We start from the raw sequence: 16,521 nt of genomic DNA, 5'->3' as shown, positions 1-16,521 counted from the left end.
GGAAGGGGTCCTTGCTTCTTCTCTAACAGGTGACCTGCCAGGGCATCAATGGTGCGCGCCGTACCGTGACCAGGAGCAGCACCCCCCGGGGGCGCCGCACGGCCCACGGCACGCTCGGGCCTCTTCCCGTGACCGAGCGGTACCGGCCCGACCGTGCGTTCGTTCCCAGAGGTTCCGTCACGTTCCCGGACAACACGGCCCGCCGTTCCCGCGCACGACCAGCAACGCCCACAGTCCGGGTCCTTTAGGTTCGGAAGGGACGGTAACCCCGGGTCCGGCAGCGAACGGCCCGTCCCGGACTCACAGACAGCGAAGGTGGACCACAACCGTGCCGACGTCTATCAACCAGCGGATCGCAGCTGAGCTCGGTGCAGACGAGCCGCAGGTGGCGGCAGCCGTGACACTGCTCGACGAGGGAGCGACGGTCCCGTTCATCGCCCGCTACCGCAAGGAGGCGACCGGCGGGCTGGATGACGCACAGCTGCGGGCGTTGGAAGAACGCCTGCGTTACCTGCGCGAGCTCGAACAGCGCCGAACCAGCATCCTCGAGTCGCTCCGGACACAGGGGAAACTCGACGAGGAGCTGGAGGCGCGGATCGTCCAGGCAGAGTCCAAGGCCCGGTTGGAGGACATCTACCTCCCCTACAAACCCAAACGCCGGACCAAGGCACAGTCCGCGCGGGAGGCGGGACTCGAGCCACTCGCCGACCTCCTGCTGCACGAACCGGAACGGGATCCGCAGACCACCGCGGCGGACTTCGTCGCTCCCGAGGAGAACATCGCCGACGCGACGGCCGCGCTTGGTGGCGCACGGGCGATCCTGGTGGAACGGTGCACCGAGGACGCCGACCTCATCGGCGAGCTACGGGAACGCATGTGGCACCAGGGAAGGCTGGTCTCCCAGGTACGCGAGGGGCAGCAGGACGACGGGGCGAAGTTCTCCGACTACTTCGACTTCGGGGAGGCCTTCACGAGTCTCCCCGCCCACCGGGTACTCGCACTGTTCCGAGGGGAGAAGGAAGGTGTTCTCACCCTCACTCTGGAGCCGGAGCCGGAGGGGACTCCCGCGGCCGACGCGGACGGGCGGTCCGGTTACGAGGTCGCTATAGCCGAGCATCTCGGAGTGCGTGACCTGGGACGTTCCGCGGACCGTTGGCTCCGGGAGACCGTGCGTTGGGCCTGGCGCACCCGGGTCTTCGCCCGGCTGGACCTCGACCTCCGGATGCGGTTGTGGCAGCTCGCCGAGGATTCGGGAGTGGAGGTGTTCGCCGCCAACGTTCGTGACGTACTGCTGGCGGCTCCCGCGGGCAACCGCGCCACCATGGGCCTGGATCCCGGACTGCGCACCGGCGTCAAGGTCGCGGTGGTGGACGCGACCGGCAAGGTCGTCACCACGGACACGGTCCATCCGCACGCTCCCCAGCAACAGTGGGAGGAGGCGCTCCGCACGCTGGGGCGGTTGGCCCAGCAGCACAACGTCGAGCTCGTGGCCGTGGGTAACGGTACGGCCTCCCGGGAGACCGACAGGCTCGTCGGTGCTCTCATCGGTCGCCGTCCCGAGCTGGGACTGCGCAAGACCATGGTCTCGGAGGCGGGAGCGTCGGTGTACTCCGCCTCGGCTTATGCCTCACGCGAGCTTCCCGACATGGACGTGTCACTACGGGGAGCCGTGTCGATCGCGCGCAGGCTGCAGGACCCCCTGGCGGAGCTGGTCAAGATCGACCCCAAGTCGATCGGGGTGGGCCAGTACCAGCACGACCTCTCCGAGACGAAACTGTCCCGGGCCCTGGACCGCGTGGTGGAGGACTGTGTCAACGCTGTCGGGGTGGACGCCAACACCGCCTCGGTTCCCCTGCTGACACGCGTCTCCGGGATCGGGGCGGCCCTCGCGCAGAGCATCGTGGACCACCGGGATGCCAACGGCCCGTTCCGCTCCCGGAAGACGCTCGCCGACGTAGCCCGGCTCGGGCCCAAAGCGTTCGAGCAGTGCGCGGGCTTCCTCCGGATCCGGGAGGGGGATGACCCGTTGGACGCTTCCAGCGTGCACCCCGAGTCGTATCCGGTGGTACGCCGCATCCTGGAAACCACGGGACGCGACGTCGGCTCGCTCATCGGCGACAGCGCCACCCTGCGCTCCCTGTCACCCGGCGATTTCGTCGACGGCACCTTCGGTATCCCCACCATCACCGACATCCTGGCGGAGTTGGAGAAACCGGGGCGGGACCCCCGGCCGAGTTTCGCCATGGCCGCGTTCAGGGAGGGGGTCGAGGAGATCCAGGACCTGCAGCGCGGCATGCTGCTGGAGGGAAGCGTCACCAACGTCGCGGCGTTCGGCGCGTTCGTCGACGTCGGAGTGCACCAGGACGGTCTCGTCCACGTGTCGATGATGGCGCGGGGATACGTCGGTGATCCACGCGATGTGGTCAAGCCCGGCGACATCGTTCGGGTTGTCGTGTTGGACGTCGACACCCAGCGCAAGCGCATCTCCCTCAGCATGCGGCCGACGGACCTCGAGGAGCCGGAGAGCGCCCGGACGGATGGGGGGAGCGCAGGCGGCGCCAAGCGCCGTGGGGACCGGAAAGGGTCCCGTACGGACCGGAAGGAGTCCGGACCGGCCGAGCCCACGGGTGCGATGGCGGATGCGCTGCGCCGCGCGGGGCTCGACTCCGGGGGGAACTGACACCGCCAGCGCGCTCCCCGGCCGGAGGATCCGTCGCGGGGCCGCTGCCCGCGCCGCGGCGGGAAGACGACGCCGCCTCGCGGTCGGGTCAGCGGCTCCCGCCACCGGGAGCGGATGTGGCGTCCGCCCCCTGGGCTCCCGGGTCTCTCGCCCCCGACGCTGCCGCGGTTCCAACGGTGCCGGCGCTGTCGGCCTCGTGGCACGTCTGCAGGATCTCGTGGGCCACCGCGCGCGGATTGTCCGACATGGGGATGTGTCCGCACCGGAGCAGGGTGACCTGACGGGCGTGGGGGATGCGGTTCAGCGCTCGGCGGGCGTTCCCGGGAGGCAGCAGCCGGTCCCGGTCGCCCCAGGCGACAGTGACGGGGCATGGGACGGTTCCGGTAAAGGTGTAGTCGGCCACCCGGGGAAGCATCCGCAGGAAGGGTGAGCCCGGGGTCAGTACGCTCGTGTCGAAAACCAGTCCGCGTGCGGAGTGCGAGGAGGGGTCTCCCCGGAGCGCCCGCCGAGCGACCGCCCGCCCCGGCCTGCTCCCCGCAGCGGCTCGCCACAGGCGCTGCGGCAGGAGCGACGCCAACGTCGCGCTTTGGGCCAGCAAACGATGCCCGTTCTGTTGTGCGCCGGCGTTGAAGCCGACCGGGGACAGCGCCGTGGCCGAGGCCGCGAAGCCGCACGCGCCGAGTTCCAACGCGACCGCTCCGCCGAGGGAGTTCCCCACGACATGCGGGCGGTCGACTCCGAGCTCGGCGCAGAAACGCCGCACCGTCTCCGCCAGTGCCGCGACGTCGTAGCGTTCCCCCTCCGGAGGGTCGGGGCTGCTCCCGCACCCGGGAAGATCGAGCGCGATCGCCTCGTGTCGGTGTGCGAGGTTCCTCATCACCGGGTACCACGTCTGGCGCCGGTGTGCCAGTCCGTGCAGCAGCACGACGGGGGTTCCGCTGCCCGTGCGGTCGTAGGCGATGCGCGCGACGTCCATGTGTTCCAGGTCTACCCGACGCTGGGAGGTCGTTGTACGGCCGTCCCGGTATCGGGGGTGGGTGTCCCGGGCCGAGGCGGGGACAACACGCGCCCCGGCGTGTCTCATATTCGTCCGGCTCTGCGTTCCGCCGCCAGTAGCCCCACCAGGTAACCGCCGCCGAGCAATCCGGTCACCACCCCCACTGGCAGTTCCCGCCCGGGAACGGCGTGCTGGGCCACCCAGTCGGCACCCACCAGCAACACAGCCCCCATGCACAGACTCACGGCGAGGTTCGGACCGGGCGTGCGGGTCAACCGACGCGCCAGGTGCGGGGCCGTCAGCGCGACGAACGCCACGGGACCGACGGCAGCCGCGGCGAAGGCGGTCAACAGCACCGCGGCCACCAGCAGAGCCGTCCGCAGGCGTTCCACCCGGACTCCGAGCACCCGCGCGGTGTCCTCTCCCATCTCCAGAAGCCTCAGGGGGCGTCCCAGTCCCAGGAGCACGAGGGGAACCAGTACCACCATCGCTACCGCCAGCGGAAGCACGTCCTCCCATCCCCGGCCGTTCAGGTTCCCCGTCAGCCACAGCGTGGCTCGGGCCGCTTCGGTGATCTGCGCCCGCGTCAGCAGGTAACCGTTGAACCCGGTGAGTATGGCGGCCGTACCGATCCCGACCAGGATCAGACGGTAGCCGTGCAGTCCCCGGGGCCACACGACGGCATATATCAGCCCGCCGGTCGCCACTCCGCCGAGGACCGCTCCCCCCGCCAGAGCGCCGCTGTCCGCGCCGAACACGACTATGGCCAGCAGAGCGCCCGCTGTAGCGCCCTGGGTGAAACCGAGCACGTCCGGGCTTCCCAGAGGGTTGCGCGTCAGTGTCTGGAAGACCGCTCCCGCCAGCGCCAGAGCCGCGCCAGCGAGCAGGGCCGTCACCACCCGGGGGAGGCGAACGTTGTTGACGATGAACGTCTCCGGGCGTGTCCCTCCCCCCGCGAGGGTACGGAGCACGTCTCCCGCACTCATCGGGTAGTCGCCGCTCCCGATGACCAGGATCCCGAGGGCCAGGGCCGCGAGGAAGCAGCCCATCCCCGCGGCCAGCGCCCGCCGGGAGAAACGCAGTGACCACGAGCCACGGCGGATGACGCACACGCGCGTACGCCTCATGCGCCCACCGTCCTGTTCCGCCGTACCAGAGCGAGGAAGAACGGCCCGCCCAGCAGGGCCGTCATCACCCCCACCTGTATCTCCGCCGGCCGCGCGAGAATCCGGCCCAGCACGTCGGCGCCGAGGAAGAGCACTGGCGCGAGGACGGTGCAGTAGGCCAGTAGCCAGCGGAGGTCGGGACCGGTCACAGCACGGACCATGTGGGGCACGGCCAGTCCCACGAAGACGATCGGCCCGCACGCGGCGGTCGCCGCCCCGCACAGCAACGTCACAGCCGCCATCGCCACCGCACGGGTGGTCGCGGGGGCGACACCCAGTGCCCGCGCCATGTCGTCCCCCAGCGCCAGCGCGTTCAGCGAGGAGGCGAGGGCCAGTGCCGTGATCCCCCCGAGGGCGACGAAGGGCGCCATCTTCACCGCCGTGTCCGTCTGCGCCGCGGCCAGCGAACCGACCGTCCAGAAGCGCATTCTGTCCAGTGACGCCGTGTCCAGCAGTTGAACCGCGTTCACGTAGGAGTAGACGGCCGCTCCGATCGCCGTTCCGGCCAGGGCCAGCCGCGCCGGCGTCGCTCCGCTTCCCCCGCCGACCACGTACACCAGTGCGGAGACCACTGCCGCACCCAGGAAGGCGAACCATACGTAGCCGTCGAACGTGGTGACACCCAGTGCGGATATCGCGGTCACCACGGATGCGGACGCGCCGGCGTTGATCCCCAGAACTCCGGGATCAGCCAAGGGGTTGCGGGTGATGGCCTGCATGACACCGCCGGCTATGCCGAGCGCCGTTCCGGCGAGAAGCCCCAACAGGGTGCGCGGTAGGCGCATCTCGCGCACGACGGTGGCGGAGTCGGAGGCACTGTCGAGAAGGCCGTGCCACACGACCAGCGGCGGCAGGTGCCTCGCCCCCACAACGACGCTGAGCAGACACACGAGGACCAGGAGCACGAAAGCGCACGCCAGGCCCGCCGCACGCGCCCCGTTGTGGGACCGCTCCCCTGCCGGGGCGGGGCCGGGCGGAGCGACCGGACGTTTCCTGTCGGACCGCTGCGGGTGGGTGAGGGACACGTGCACGCTCCCCTGGTAACGAGATCCGTGACATAACGATTTTGGTTAGCTTAACCTAACATAGGTTAGGGTAAGCTAATGTTGTTTTCGGTCGCTGCAGGCGGCCATCAACGCAGAAAGGAAACGACGCCATGCCGCACGGTCGTGCGCCCGAACTCTCCCGCAAGGGGTTCCTCGCCTTGGGAGGAACGCTCGCCCTCAGCGGTCTGGCCGCCGCGTGCGCCTCCCCGGAGGCTTCCGAGTCCGAGGGCGGCACGGGCTCCTGGAAGTTCACCGACGACCGTGGCGAGACGGTCTCGACCAATACCGTCCCCACGACCATCACCGCGTTCGTCGGCACCGCCGCGGTCCTGCACGACTACGGCGTGGAGTGCGCGGCCGTGTTCGGCCCCACGAAGTCCGAGGACGGCTCCCCCGACGTCCAGGCGGGGGATCTCGACGTCGACGGTGTCACTGTCCTCGGCAACGCCTGGGGGGAGTTCAACATCGAGGAGTACGCCGCGCTGGAGCCCGACCTGCTCGTCTCCAGCATGTACGAGGACGACCAGCTCTGGTACGTCCCCCAGGAGAGCGCGGACGAGATCCTCGGCCTCGCCCCGAGCATCGGACTGAACGTGGCCGGCGTCTCACTCCCCGAACCGCTCGAACGGCACGCCGAGCTCGCCGAGGCGCTCGGCGCAGACATGGAGTCCGCCGCCGTCACCGAGGCAAAGGACCGGTTCGACGCGGCGGTGGAGTCCCTCCGGAAAGCCGCGACGGACAACCCCGACACCACGGTCCTGGCCGCCTCCGGAAGCGCCGACCTGTTCTACGCCTCCGCGCCGGACCCCTCGGCCGACCTGCGCTACTTCCACGAACTCGGCGTGAACCTCGTCGTCCCCGACAACCTCGACGAGGACGGCTTTTTCGAGAGCCTGAGCTGGGAGAACGCGGACAAGTACGACGCCGACATCATCATGCTCGACAACCGGAGCACGGCTCTCCAGCCCGATGACCTCACCGACAAGCCCATGTGGAACGAGCTTCCCGCTGTCGGGGCCGACCAGGTCATCCCGTGGGTGAGCGAACCGCGGTTCTCCTACGCCGGCTGCGCTCCCCTCCTCGAGTCCCTCGCGCAAGCACTGAACGACGCCGACAAAGTCACCTGAACCAACGACACAGGATTCCTCCCATGGCCACGACAGCACCCGCCGCACCGTCCCCGACAGCCGCACCGTTCCACTTCTTCGACCTGTACGTCGTGCGCACCCAACGCCTCAGCAGCACGATGCTCCGGATCACCTTCGGCGGTCACGAGCTCACGGACTTCGCCGCCGGAGGCCGCGACCAGCGAATCAAGCTGTTCTTCCCCCACCCCCACCAGTCCCGGCCGGTGGTTCCCGTCGACTCGGGCTCCGAATGGTTCCGGGAGTGGCGCGCCATGGCCCCGGAGGAACGAGGGATCATGCGCTCCTACACAGTGCGGCAACAGCGCTGGTCCCCGGCGGAGGTCGACGTGGACTTCGCCCTGCACGGCGACGACGGCCCCGCCTCCCGGTGGGCTTCCCGCGCCCGTCCCGGTGACAACGTCACCGCCCTCGGCCCGGTTGTCGCGGACAACAGAGGGGTGGACTTCCGCCCACCGGCCGGAACCGACTGGGTACTGATCGCCGCCGACGAGACGGCGCTGCCCGCGGCGGCCGGCATCCTGGCATGGCTCCCCGCCGACGTTCCGGCACACGTCTGGATCGAGGTGCCGCACGCGGAGGACCAGCAGTACCTCCCCACCAGCTCCGGTGCCAACATCACATGGTTGCCCCGGGACCGGTTCCCCCAACAGCGGCGCGGCCAGCTTCTGGACGCGGTACGCGGCGCCGCCCTTCCCACCGGGAACCCCTACGCCTGGGTGGCGGGCGAGTCCGCGACCGTCCGCTCCCTGCGCCGCCACCTCTGCGACGAACGGGGGTTCTCCCGCTCAGCGGTGACGTTCACGGGGTACTGGCGTCTGGGAGCCACCGAGGAGCGGCTCGTCGCCGAAGCCGTGTCGGGGACCAGCGCCGCACAGGAGTGATCCTCCACCGCCACCCCTCTCCCCAGCCGGTCCGGGAAGACGCGCGCGGGCCAGGAGGTGTTCGGGAGACGTGCCGGGGACCCACACACCCCTGCTCCGGTGTGTCTCGACTCCCGAGATCCCATGGTCGTCCTCTCCGTCGGGTGCTATCCATGACGGAAGGGACACGTTCTGCTGCGGAGAGGGCGAACACCATGAGCGAATCCGCGATCCGGGAAACGTCCGAAGCGACGCTGGACAGCACCATGGAGGCCGCGGCTCACGCTGCCGGGGAGTTCGGGGCTCTTCGCCCCCACGAGCGCGCCGCGATGCTGCGCGCTGTCGGCGACGCTCTGGACACGGCAGCGGACGAGCTGGTTCCGCTGGCCCGGGAGGAGACCCACCTTCCCGAGCCGCGCCTGCGCGGCGAGCTCGGCCGCACCACTTTCCAGCTACGGCTGTTCGCCGAGGTGCTCGAGGACGGCGGATACCTGGAAGCCACCATCGACACTGCCGACCCGAACTGGCCGGTCGCTCCCCGGCCCGACGTGCGGCGCAGCCTCTCCCCGTTGGGGCCTGTCCTCGTGTTCGGTGCCAGCAACTTTCCGTTCGCTTTCAGTGTCGCCGGCGGCGACGCCGCTTCCGCGCTCGCTGCGGGAAACCCCGTGGTCGCCAAAGCGCACCCCGGCCATCCCGCGCTCTCCGTGCGCACCGGTGAGCTGGTCGCCGGGGCCCTGGAACGGTCCGGTGCCCCGGAGGGGACGTTCGCCGTCGTGTTGGGAGAGGAGACCGGGAGACGCGCGGTGCTGCACCCCCGAACCCGGGCGGTGGGCTTCACGGGATCGACCACGGCCGGACGGACCCTGCACGACCTCGCGGCGAGCCGCCCCGACCCCATCCCCTTCTACGGCGAACTCGGCAGCCTCAACCCGGTGTTCGTCACGCGGGCCGCCGTGGCGACCCGCGGAGAACACATCCGCAGCGGCTATGTCGGCTCGTTCACACTCGGTGCGGGACAGTTCTGCACCAAGCCCGGAATCCTGCTGCTGCCGGAGGAGACGGAGCTGGAGGACATGGCCGCCTCGGTACGCCAGCTCCCCGCCGCCCCGCTGCTCAACGAGCACGTCGCGCAGGGGTTCGAGTCCGGGCTCGACGCGCTTCTCACGCATCCGGCGGCCGAGGTTCTCGTCGGCGGGGACACTGTTTCGGGACCGGACGGGGTACCGGCGCGGACGCCCGCTCTGGTACGCACGAGCGCCACCCGGTTCCTCGAGCACACGGAGGAGTTCCTGCGGGAACGGTTCGGCCCGGTCTCCCTCATCGTCAGCTACGGATCGGAATCCGAGATGCTGCGGGTCGCCGATGCGCTTCCCGGCCAGCTCACCGCGACCGTACACGCCGAGGACGATGACGAGACAGCGGCTCCCCTGCTGAGGCGTCTGGACGGACGGGCGGGACGGGTGCTGTGGAACGGCTGGCCGACCGGCGTGTCCGTGACCCACGCGATGCACCATGGTGGGCCCTACCCGGCCAGCACCTCGGTACTGCACACCTCAGTCGGCAGTACCGCCATCCGACGTTTCCTGCGTCCGGTGTGCTACCAGCAGGTACCGAACCACCTCCTCCCCGAGGCGCTGCAGGACGGCAACCCGCTGAACATCCCCCGACGTGTCAACGGGAGGCTGGAGACCGGCCAGTACCCGGACTGAGCCGGACCACCCGGTAGCCGGCCCGTCCGCGCGGGAGGCCGCCTCCCGCGCGGGACAGCTCTCTCTGTCGCTTCCCGCCCGGAGGGGGAGCCCGGTGATCGCCGATGTTCCCCCACGCGCGGAGGCGACCTGGAACACGCCGCTCATGCTGCGGAGGCAGCGTCCAGCGCGGCTCCGAAACCCTGGTGGAGCCGGGACTCGGCCGTCACCGTGAGAATGTCCGTTGCCAGCGGCGACATGCAGAGCCGAGCGACCCGTGGGTGCGAACCAGGGTCAGGACAGATGAGGACCGCGAGAACACGGATGGTGCGGACGAGGCTCTCCAGATCCCATGCCACCGCGAGTGGTTTCACGTAGGACCACAAGCCGGCCAGGGCGAACTCAGCGACGTAGAACTTCGTTTCTCCCCATCCGGGATTCTCACCGCTACCGAAGAGCGCTTCCGTCGCCCGTTCCGGAACTCCGTCAACGTTTTCGTGCGCGGCGTCAGCGGCCCTGGAAACATCGGCCAGGAGTGCGCACCAGAAGTGGCCGGTGAGGAAGTACCGACCCTTCCGCAGGTCCCCGTTGCACGAGGAGTTCCTCCGCGCGTAGCCGTCAATGTCCTTCAGGGTGTCGTCACAGACGCAGCTCCCGACCCGAGCCACACGGGAACGCTTCTCCTCGCCCGTGGCGAGCCAGTCCACGATGTCGACCACCACCGTGTCGGCCGCCGCGGACCTCAGGTACCAGTTCGGTTCCCTCGGCGTTGTGACGCCCCTTCTCCCGGTTCCGAAGGCGGAGCGCCATCTCTGTTCCGCTGCCGACCGCAGGCTCTCCCTCCCCTCCGCTGTCCCTCCAGCGCGACGGAGGTGTCCGGGCCAACCGTGCAAGCTCCCCCCGCATCCGGAACACCTGCACGTGTGGAATCTCGCCTTCTCACACGGAGCGTTGTGCGCCATGGGACCTCCGTTACCGGGGACGGAACGATCCGCGGAAACCGCGGGAGGACAGAGCGGTTCCATTCCTCCCACACCGATAAAGACACGAAAACAACAGCCCTGGACACACTGGCACCACACAGGAGTGAGAAACACCTTTCCCCGGGGAAACAACGAAAGAAACGGTCAGGAATCATCACGATGCGCGGGACACACTCACACCCTAGAAACAACCCATATCTCCACTCTGAATCCAAAAGCACATCCCCAGAGAAATACTCCCCGGAAACGGAAAACCCCGGAGTTCCGCAAAAACACGAGGGGCGGTTTCTCTCCACAGCGGCCGTTAGCTTCACCCCGCCCCGCACCAGGGGCACGGGAAACGGCGATGAGGGGCGGACGCTCCCCGGACGCGCCGGGATCGGACGTTGTCTCCCGGATCGGCCGGATCTCGGGAACACGTGTCCACCCGTGCGGGATCGGCGTCGGCCCGCGCGAGATGATGGGTTGACGACGCGGTAGCTCGCACCGTCATGGATCGAAGGACTGCGACCGGCGGAAGCTCCTTCCCACGTACCGAAGGCGGGGTACGGGCGGCCACGGTGGCGTATTCCACGAAGGCGGACGGTCGCACCAGGCCCCCGACCGTCGGCTGGAGGCGTAGTCTGCGGTGGTTGACCAGAGGCAGGTCCGATCCGACGGCGGCCGGGGAACCACGCACTCGGATCGCTGTCCGTACACCTCTCCCATGGGTCTGTGCTGTTAACGGAGGATGACGTGGCCCGGACCAAAGACACGCGCCTTCCGCCGTGGGGCGCTCGTACCCGTCACCGTGCGCGTGCCGCAGCGGCCCGACAGTTGCGTGGCCTGACCGGCCGAACCAAACCGCCGCAGCTCACCGTCGGGGCGTTCGCGGCCGTGATCGCGGTGGGTGCGATTCTGCTGTCCCTTCCGGCCGCAACCGAGGCCGAGGGATCCGCGCCCCTGGTGACAGCATTGTTCACCGCGACCTCCAGCGTGTGTGTGACCGGGCTGATCGTGGAGGACACTCCGGTCTACTGGTCGACCTTCGGCGAGTCCGTCATCATGGTCCTGATCCAGATCGGCGGGTTCGGGATCGTGGCCTTGGCCACCGTGCTGTCGCTGATGGCCGGTCGTACGTTGAGCGTACGCATGGCGGTGCGGGCCGGGGTCGAGACCAAGAGTCTCACCCTGGGTGAGGTGCGCCAGCTGGTCATGGGCATCCTGCTGGTGACCGTGGTCGCCGAGGCCGTGCTGTGGCTGGTTCTGACCCTGCGGCTGTGGCTGTCCCACGGCGATACCGTCGGCAGGGCCGCCTATCTGGGACTGTTCCATGCGGTCTCGGCCTTCAATAACGCCGGTTTCGCCCTCTACACCGACAGCCTGGAGGGTTTCGCCACCGACCCGTGGATCACGGTTCCGATCGCGGTGGCCGTCGTCTGCGGAGGCCTGGGGTTCCCGGTCTGGGTGGAGCTGTGGCGGCACTCCCGACGCAGGCGGGAACGGCGACACTGGACGCTGCACACCAAGGTCACCCTGGTGACCACTGCCGTGCTGGTGGTAGCCGGTTTCGTCGTGTTCCTGTCCTTCGAGTGGCGCAACCCCGCGACGATGGGGTCCCTCAACGTGGGGGACAAGCTGCTGACCGGGTTCTTCCAGGCGGTAACGCCCCGCACGGCGGGCTTCAACACGCTCGACTTCGGTGGGATGCGTTCCGAGACCCTGCTGGCCACCGACATCCTGATGTTCGTCGGCGGGGGCAGTGCCGGTACCGCCGGCGGGATCAAGGTCACCACGTTCGCTCTCCTGGCGTTCGTGATCTATGCCAACGTGCGCGGTGAGGCCAGTGTGCACGTTGCTCGGCGCCGGGTGTCCGCGAGCGTGATATCGCAGGCGACCACGGTGGTGCTACTGGCTGTCGGGCTGGTCATCGGCGCCACCCTCGCCCTGACCTCCCTCACCGGCTTCACCTTCGAGCGCGTGCTGTTCGAGGCGATCTCGGCGTTCTCCACGGTGGGGCTGTCCACCGGGATCACCGGCGATCTGCCCGTGGCCGGCGAGCTGATCGTCGTCTTCCTGATGTTCGTGGGTCGGCTCGGTCCCATCACTCTCGCCTCGGCGTTGGCGTTGCGCCGCCGTACGCGTCGCTACGAGTACCCCCACGAACAGCCCATCGTCGGTTAGAAGCCCCGTCTCGGAAGAAACCGGTCCCGCCACCCAGTGGCCCTGGGGTTGGCGTACGCCGAACCACTGCTCGGCCGCGGTGGCTCCGACGGCAGCGGAGGCAACGGCACGATAACCCCCGCAACGCGTGTCCGGGCGAGGCAGCCGGCAGTCTCCGCGGTTCTGAAGGCTCTCACTGTCCGTGTTCCCGCCGGGTACTCCCGTCCCCGTGGGATTTCTCCCCTCCGGGACCTTCTCCGACGGCTCCAGTACGCCGCGCCGCTCCTCACACGTCCAACAGGAGTGTCAGCGCAACAACGGGATGGGGCTCAGTCCGGGACTGTCCTGCTTTCTGGTAGTTCTTTACCGCTTCCTTTACAATGTAGATTCAATCGTGTGTCTTGCTGCTGGGGATCCCGCCGTTTTCCCACAAGGAGCCCGGACACGTGTTCCACGGCGGCGATACCCTCAGAAACCGCACTGCGCACTGCCGAGCCGCTGGGTCCCACAGCACGAGACCACTGGTCGTGCCAGACCCATCCACGCCGACAGCGCGATCGCCGCGCGGCTAGTCGGATCACGTTCCGACCGCCCTCACGTCGCGTCGGACCGGATCCGATCGGCGATCACCCGGACGCCCGGACCGGAGAGGTCGTCCAGCGCGACCTCGCGCCCTGACACCGCGAGCAGGAGCGAGATCGCCGGCCCCTCGACCGCCGGACCGGTGCCGAGGGTGCAGTCGGTGTCGGTGGCGGTGAGAGAGACGCCGGCGGCACGGGCTTCTCCTCCACCCATCGCCACGCTGGTGCGCGCCTGGAACGCGATGGCGCGCGTGACGTGGGTGCGTGGATGCTCGCGGGTGATGGCGAGGGGGCGCCGGATGTCCTCACCGTGGACGAACGCCTCGACAAGCCTGGTGTCCTTCGGAGCGGGCGGTGAGCTCGTACGGGACTGGACCGCGCGGAACTCGGCGAGTGTCTCTGCGGGATCCGCGGCGCGTTCGGCAGCGACTCCCCTGGCGGTGAACCTGTCGAAATCGAACCCGGCAGCGGCGAATCGCGCGAGGAACCGCAGGGGAGTGTCCTTGGCGCTGGACACCAAATGCGCGAGCACATCGTGTACGTCCCATTCCGAGCACAGCGACCGCGTCCCACTGGTCACGGGACAAATGCTGGAGGTCGTCCGCCAGAGCCTTCCGCTCGGCATGCACGACGGGCCAGACGTCGGTCATCTCTTCGTCCCCACACGCAATTCGGGAAACAGCTTCGCGGCCGGATCCGGTACCACTGGTCTGCTCCCGGCATCCGCCATCCGCTCCGCACGTGGCCTCCCCCACAGCAGTGTGGGGAAGGCGGGGACCGGAGCCGTTTCCTCCTCCCCGAGACACGCTCGCCCGTTCCGGCAACACCCGGAACCCCTGACGCTGACACCCGGGAGACTGTTCGTCGGTGCTCGGGATACTCTCTCGCCAGCATCATCGCCCACCATCGCGTCTGGCGCCACCCCCGCGGACACCCCATCGGGAATGGCCGCCTCGCCCCTGGCGGACGCGCCCCACGCCCCGCGTCATACCCGCCCGTCCACCCGGCTCAACGCGGGAGTCTCGGAACCCCTGGTAGCGCACCGGGCCGGCCACAGCGTGACGGTGTTGAAGAAGATCTATGCCAAGTGCCTTGTCGGTGAGGAGGATCGGACCAAACAGCGCATCGAGGAAGCCCTCCGACAGGGGTGGTAGTCAGATTTTTCAGCGCGCATTCAGCACAGCCACCCGCTGACGCCTCCGGTCGGCCACCGACAGCCACCGTGGAACTACGACGCCCCCTGTCCTGTCTCCGCAGGGCAGGGGGCGTTTCTCATGCGCATAGGAGGTGGGCGCGAGAGGACTCGAACCTCCGACCACCCGCTTGTAAGGCGGGGGCTCTGACCAACTGAGCTACGCGCCCGGACTCGGGAAGGGTCCCACTTACGGGAACCCGGCAGCAAACAGAATACTACCGGTTCCGGCCGGTGCTCCCGCCATGCTCGGCGGACGCCCTGGCAAGCGGGAAGGGCGACCCAGCGCCGTTTCGCACGGTCCGCCCGGCAGCTTCCTCACGTGGTCAGCGCAGCCCGGTGAGCGCCGCACGGTAGTCCGCCAGGACGCGCCCCTCGGACACCGGGTTCACGGCCTTCCAACGGACCGTGCCGCTCCTGTCCACCAGGAGCGTCGCCCGTAGCGCCACCCCCTTGGTCTCGTCGAAGACGCCGTAGGAGCGAGCGACTCCGCCGTGCGGCCAGAAGTCCGAGAGGAGCGGGAACCCGAACCCCTCCCGGTCGTCCCAGACACGGTGGGCGAACATCGAGTCCACGGAGACGCTGAGTAACTGCACACCGGCACTCTCGAACTCAGCGAGGTTGTCTCGGAGCACTTCCAGCTCGCTCCCGCACACACTGGAGAAGGCCAGCGGGTAGAACACGAGGAGGACAGCCCTGCGCCCGGAGAAGTCAGACAGCCGTACTATCTGGCCGTGCTGGTCAGCGAGAGCGAACTCGGGAGCGGCATCACCGGACTCGAGCGGCACGACACACTCCCTCCTGTGATCCTGCTCCCCACAACCGCCCAGCGGTACCGTCCGCTCCCGGCGGACGGCCCGCACAACTCACCCTGGGGTCCTCATGGAGCCCGGAGCCGGAGAAGGACCGGTCAGCGCTGCATTTTGGGAACGACGAGCCGCGTACCGGACCAGTCGCCGCCCGAACTCACTGGACTGGTCTGGGACAGTCCGGCAGTCGTCGCGGCCTCCGCGACGTCCGTCGGCGGAACATGGCCCTCACGCCCAGCTTTAGGGGTCAGCACCAGGATGATACCGCCACCTTCCACAGCGGCGAGTACATCAACCAAAACGTCGGTGAGATCGTCTTCCTCGTCGCTCCTCCACCACAGCAGCGCAGAATCCACTACGCCGTCGTAGTCCTCATCGACCAGCTCTTCACCGGTGCGTTCAGTGATCGACGCGCGCAGCTGCTCATCCACGTCGTCGTCGAAGCCGAACTCCTGCACCACCTGACCCGGTTTGAATCCGAGTCGATCGGCCAGGCCGCGTTCGCTCTGTGCCTGGCCCGCGGTCGCGCTCACGAAAGTCCTCCTCCAGAGTTTCCATTTCTTCCGGCCCCGTTCGGGACCGGGCTCGGGCTTGTGACCCGCTGCCGGGTTTATCCCGCTGTTGCTGGCCAAGTCCACACGGTGGAAGCCTGATCCGTCAACGCGTCACCCGTGTAGCGTCCTGCTATTCCTATCCTGTCCCCTCAGCCGGGCTCGTCAAGAATGACAGCCGGACGTGCCGCTCCGCGTTGTCCACGTTCAGGTCCACCACGGCGACGGACTGCCATGTTCCCAGTTCCACTCGCCCGTCAACGACCGGAACGGTGGCATAGGGAGGAATCATCGCCGGCATGACGTGCGAACGGCCATGCCCTGGTGTCCCGTGACGGTGGCGCCACCGGTCGTCGGCGGGGAGCAGGTCCCGCAGGCTCGCCAGCAGGTCGTCGTCGGAGCCCGCGCCCAGCTCCATGATCGCTATCCCGGCCGTCGCGTGTGGAACGAACACGTGCAGCAGCCCCGACTCGCCACCGTTAGCGGCGAACTCGCGGCACGCGCTCGTGATGTCGGTGATGCTCTCCGAAGTACCGGTGCGCAGATCGATACGTTTGGTCCGCATGCGGCTTCGCGTACCCAGTTTCCCCCAGGGTTCAACCATCGGAACGTTCTGTCGCCCACCAGGCGAGATGACGACCGTTCCCCTGGACACCATACTCGGCTGCGAGCACGATA

14 protein-coding genes and 1 tRNA gene are annotated in these 16,521 nt (G+C 68.7%); 6 read left to right on the top strand and 9 right to left on the bottom strand.

Features of this window, described 5'->3' with window-relative positions; genetic code table 11:
• Nucleotides 1-328 precede the first annotated feature (328 nt).
• The gene (locus tag FHX37_RS06560; protein WP_141922770.1) at nucleotides 329-2,680 is read left to right on the top strand and encodes a Tex family protein; all 2,352 of its coding nucleotides are present in this window, start codon (nucleotides 329-331) and stop codon (nucleotides 2,678-2,680) included.
• An 88-nt stretch (nucleotides 2,681-2,768) separates the two neighbouring features.
• Here FHX37_RS06560 and FHX37_RS06555 read toward each other — a convergent pair whose 3' ends face one another.
• The 3 genes from FHX37_RS06555 to FHX37_RS06545 all read right to left on the bottom strand — a co-directional run bounded on the left by FHX37_RS06555 (nucleotide 2,769) and on the right by FHX37_RS06545 (nucleotide 5,868).
• Nucleotides 2,769-3,656 (bottom strand): alpha/beta fold hydrolase, encoded by an 888-nt coding sequence (locus FHX37_RS06555; protein ID WP_141922769.1) that lies wholly within the window; start codon nucleotides 3,654-3,656, stop codon nucleotides 2,769-2,771.
• Nucleotides 3,657-3,760: 104 nt separating this feature from the next.
• The gene (locus tag FHX37_RS06550; RefSeq protein WP_141922767.1) at nucleotides 3,761-4,804 is read right to left on the bottom strand and encodes a FecCD family ABC transporter permease; all 1,044 of its coding nucleotides are present in this window, start codon (nucleotides 4,802-4,804) and stop codon (nucleotides 3,761-3,763) included.
• Nucleotides 4,801-5,868: a FecCD family ABC transporter permease gene (locus FHX37_RS06545; protein ID WP_211351754.1), complete on the bottom strand. Its 1,068-nt coding sequence runs from the start codon at nucleotides 5,866-5,868 to the stop codon at nucleotides 4,801-4,803. Before FHX37_RS06545 ends, FHX37_RS06550 begins: the two co-directional genes overlap by 4 nt.
• 131 nt (nucleotides 5,869-5,999) lie before the next feature.
• Here FHX37_RS06545 and FHX37_RS06540 point away from each other — a divergent pair, with 131 nt between their 5' ends.
• From FHX37_RS06540 to FHX37_RS06530, 3 genes are all read left to right on the top strand, one after another.
• The gene (locus FHX37_RS06540) at nucleotides 6,000-7,016 is read left to right on the top strand and encodes an ABC transporter substrate-binding protein (RefSeq protein ID WP_141922762.1); all 1,017 of its coding nucleotides are present in this window, start codon (nucleotides 6,000-6,002) and stop codon (nucleotides 7,014-7,016) included.
• A 23-nt stretch (nucleotides 7,017-7,039) separates the two neighbouring features.
• Entirely contained in the window at nucleotides 7,040-7,918 is an 879-nt protein-coding gene (locus tag FHX37_RS06535) for a siderophore-interacting protein (protein WP_141922760.1), read from the top strand.
• Between the two features lie 194 nt (nucleotides 7,919-8,112).
• Nucleotides 8,113-9,606, top strand: coding sequence for an aldehyde dehydrogenase (NADP(+)) (locus tag FHX37_RS06530; RefSeq protein WP_141922758.1), 1,494 nt, complete (start codon nucleotides 8,113-8,115; stop codon nucleotides 9,604-9,606).
• 143 nt (nucleotides 9,607-9,749) lie between these two features.
• Here the strand turns inward: FHX37_RS06530 and FHX37_RS06525 are convergent, their stop codons facing one another.
• Nucleotides 9,750-10,307 (bottom strand): hypothetical protein, encoded by a 558-nt coding sequence (locus tag FHX37_RS06525; RefSeq protein ID WP_141922756.1) that lies wholly within the window; start codon nucleotides 10,305-10,307, stop codon nucleotides 9,750-9,752.
• A 996-nt stretch (nucleotides 10,308-11,303) separates the two neighbouring features.
• Between FHX37_RS06525 and FHX37_RS06520 the strand changes: the two genes are divergently transcribed.
• Nucleotides 11,304-12,731: a TrkH family potassium uptake protein gene (locus FHX37_RS06520; RefSeq protein ID WP_211351753.1), complete on the top strand. Its 1,428-nt coding sequence runs from the start codon at nucleotides 11,304-11,306 to the stop codon at nucleotides 12,729-12,731.
• 573 nt (nucleotides 12,732-13,304) lie between these two features.
• On the opposite strand, the gene FHX37_RS06515 is transcribed toward FHX37_RS06520, so the two are convergent.
• Nucleotides 13,305-13,916 (bottom strand): maleylpyruvate isomerase family mycothiol-dependent enzyme, encoded by a 612-nt coding sequence (locus FHX37_RS06515; protein ID WP_342777597.1) that lies wholly within the window; start codon nucleotides 13,914-13,916, stop codon nucleotides 13,305-13,307.
• A 319-nt stretch (nucleotides 13,917-14,235) separates the two neighbouring features.
• On the opposite strand from FHX37_RS06515, the gene FHX37_RS06510 reads away from it, so the two are divergent.
• Nucleotides 14,236-14,445, top strand: coding sequence for a site-specific integrase (locus FHX37_RS06510; RefSeq protein ID WP_211351751.1), 210 nt, complete (start codon nucleotides 14,236-14,238; stop codon nucleotides 14,443-14,445).
• 134 nt (nucleotides 14,446-14,579) lie between these two features.
• On the opposite strand, the gene FHX37_RS06505 is transcribed toward FHX37_RS06510, so the two are convergent.
• The 4 genes from FHX37_RS06505 to FHX37_RS06490 form a co-directional block, all read right to left on the bottom strand.
• Nucleotides 14,580-14,653: transfer RNA gene (locus FHX37_RS06505), tRNA-Val, on the bottom strand.
• Between the two features lie 156 nt (nucleotides 14,654-14,809).
• Nucleotides 14,810-15,271, bottom strand: coding sequence for a peroxiredoxin (locus FHX37_RS06500; RefSeq protein WP_141922754.1), 462 nt, complete (start codon nucleotides 15,269-15,271; stop codon nucleotides 14,810-14,812).
• A 122-nt stretch (nucleotides 15,272-15,393) separates the two neighbouring features.
• On the bottom strand, nucleotides 15,394-15,825 hold the full coding sequence (locus tag FHX37_RS06495) for a DUF3052 domain-containing protein (RefSeq protein WP_141922752.1): 432 nt from the start codon (nucleotides 15,823-15,825) through the stop codon (nucleotides 15,394-15,396).
• Between the two features lie 157 nt (nucleotides 15,826-15,982).
• Nucleotides 15,983-16,408: a secondary thiamine-phosphate synthase enzyme YjbQ gene (locus FHX37_RS06490; RefSeq protein ID WP_141922750.1), complete on the bottom strand. Its 426-nt coding sequence runs from the start codon at nucleotides 16,406-16,408 to the stop codon at nucleotides 15,983-15,985.
• Nucleotides 16,409-16,521: the final 113 nt, after the last annotated feature.

It is taken from the genome of Haloactinospora alba (genome assembly GCF_006717075.1).
GTDB classification, from domain to species: domain Bacteria; phylum Actinomycetota; class Actinomycetes; order Streptosporangiales; family Streptosporangiaceae; genus Haloactinospora; species Haloactinospora alba.
Note: the sequence above shows the minus strand (reverse complement) of the source record. Positions and strands in the feature narration are given on the sequence as shown.

What these genes read in the sequence shown, in the direction of transcription:
- FHX37_RS06555 (WP_141922769.1), bottom strand. Translation starts at nt 3,656, where the DNA reads ATGGACGTCGCGCGCATCGCCTACGACCGCACGGGCAGCGGAACCCCC.
- FHX37_RS06550 (WP_141922767.1), bottom strand. Translation starts at nt 4,804, where the DNA reads ATGAGGCGTACGCGCGTGTGCGTCATCCGCCGTGGCTCGTGGTCACTG.
- FHX37_RS06540 (WP_141922762.1), top strand. Translation starts at nt 6,000, where the DNA reads ATGCCGCACGGTCGTGCGCCCGAACTCTCCCGCAAGGGGTTCCTCGCC.
- FHX37_RS06535 (WP_141922760.1), top strand. Translation starts at nt 7,040, where the DNA reads ATGGCCACGACAGCACCCGCCGCACCGTCCCCGACAGCCGCACCGTTC.
- FHX37_RS06530 (WP_141922758.1), top strand. Translation starts at nt 8,113, where the DNA reads ATGAGCGAATCCGCGATCCGGGAAACGTCCGAAGCGACGCTGGACAGC.
- FHX37_RS06515 (WP_342777597.1), bottom strand. Translation starts at nt 13,916, where the DNA reads ATGCCGAGCGGAAGGCTCTGGCGGACGACCTCCAGCATTTGTCCCGTG.
- FHX37_RS06510 (WP_211351751.1), top strand. Translation starts at nt 14,236, where the DNA reads ATGGCCGCCTCGCCCCTGGCGGACGCGCCCCACGCCCCGCGTCATACC.
- FHX37_RS06490 (WP_141922750.1), bottom strand. Translation starts at nt 16,408, where the DNA reads ATGCGGACCAAACGTATCGATCTGCGCACCGGTACTTCGGAGAGCATC.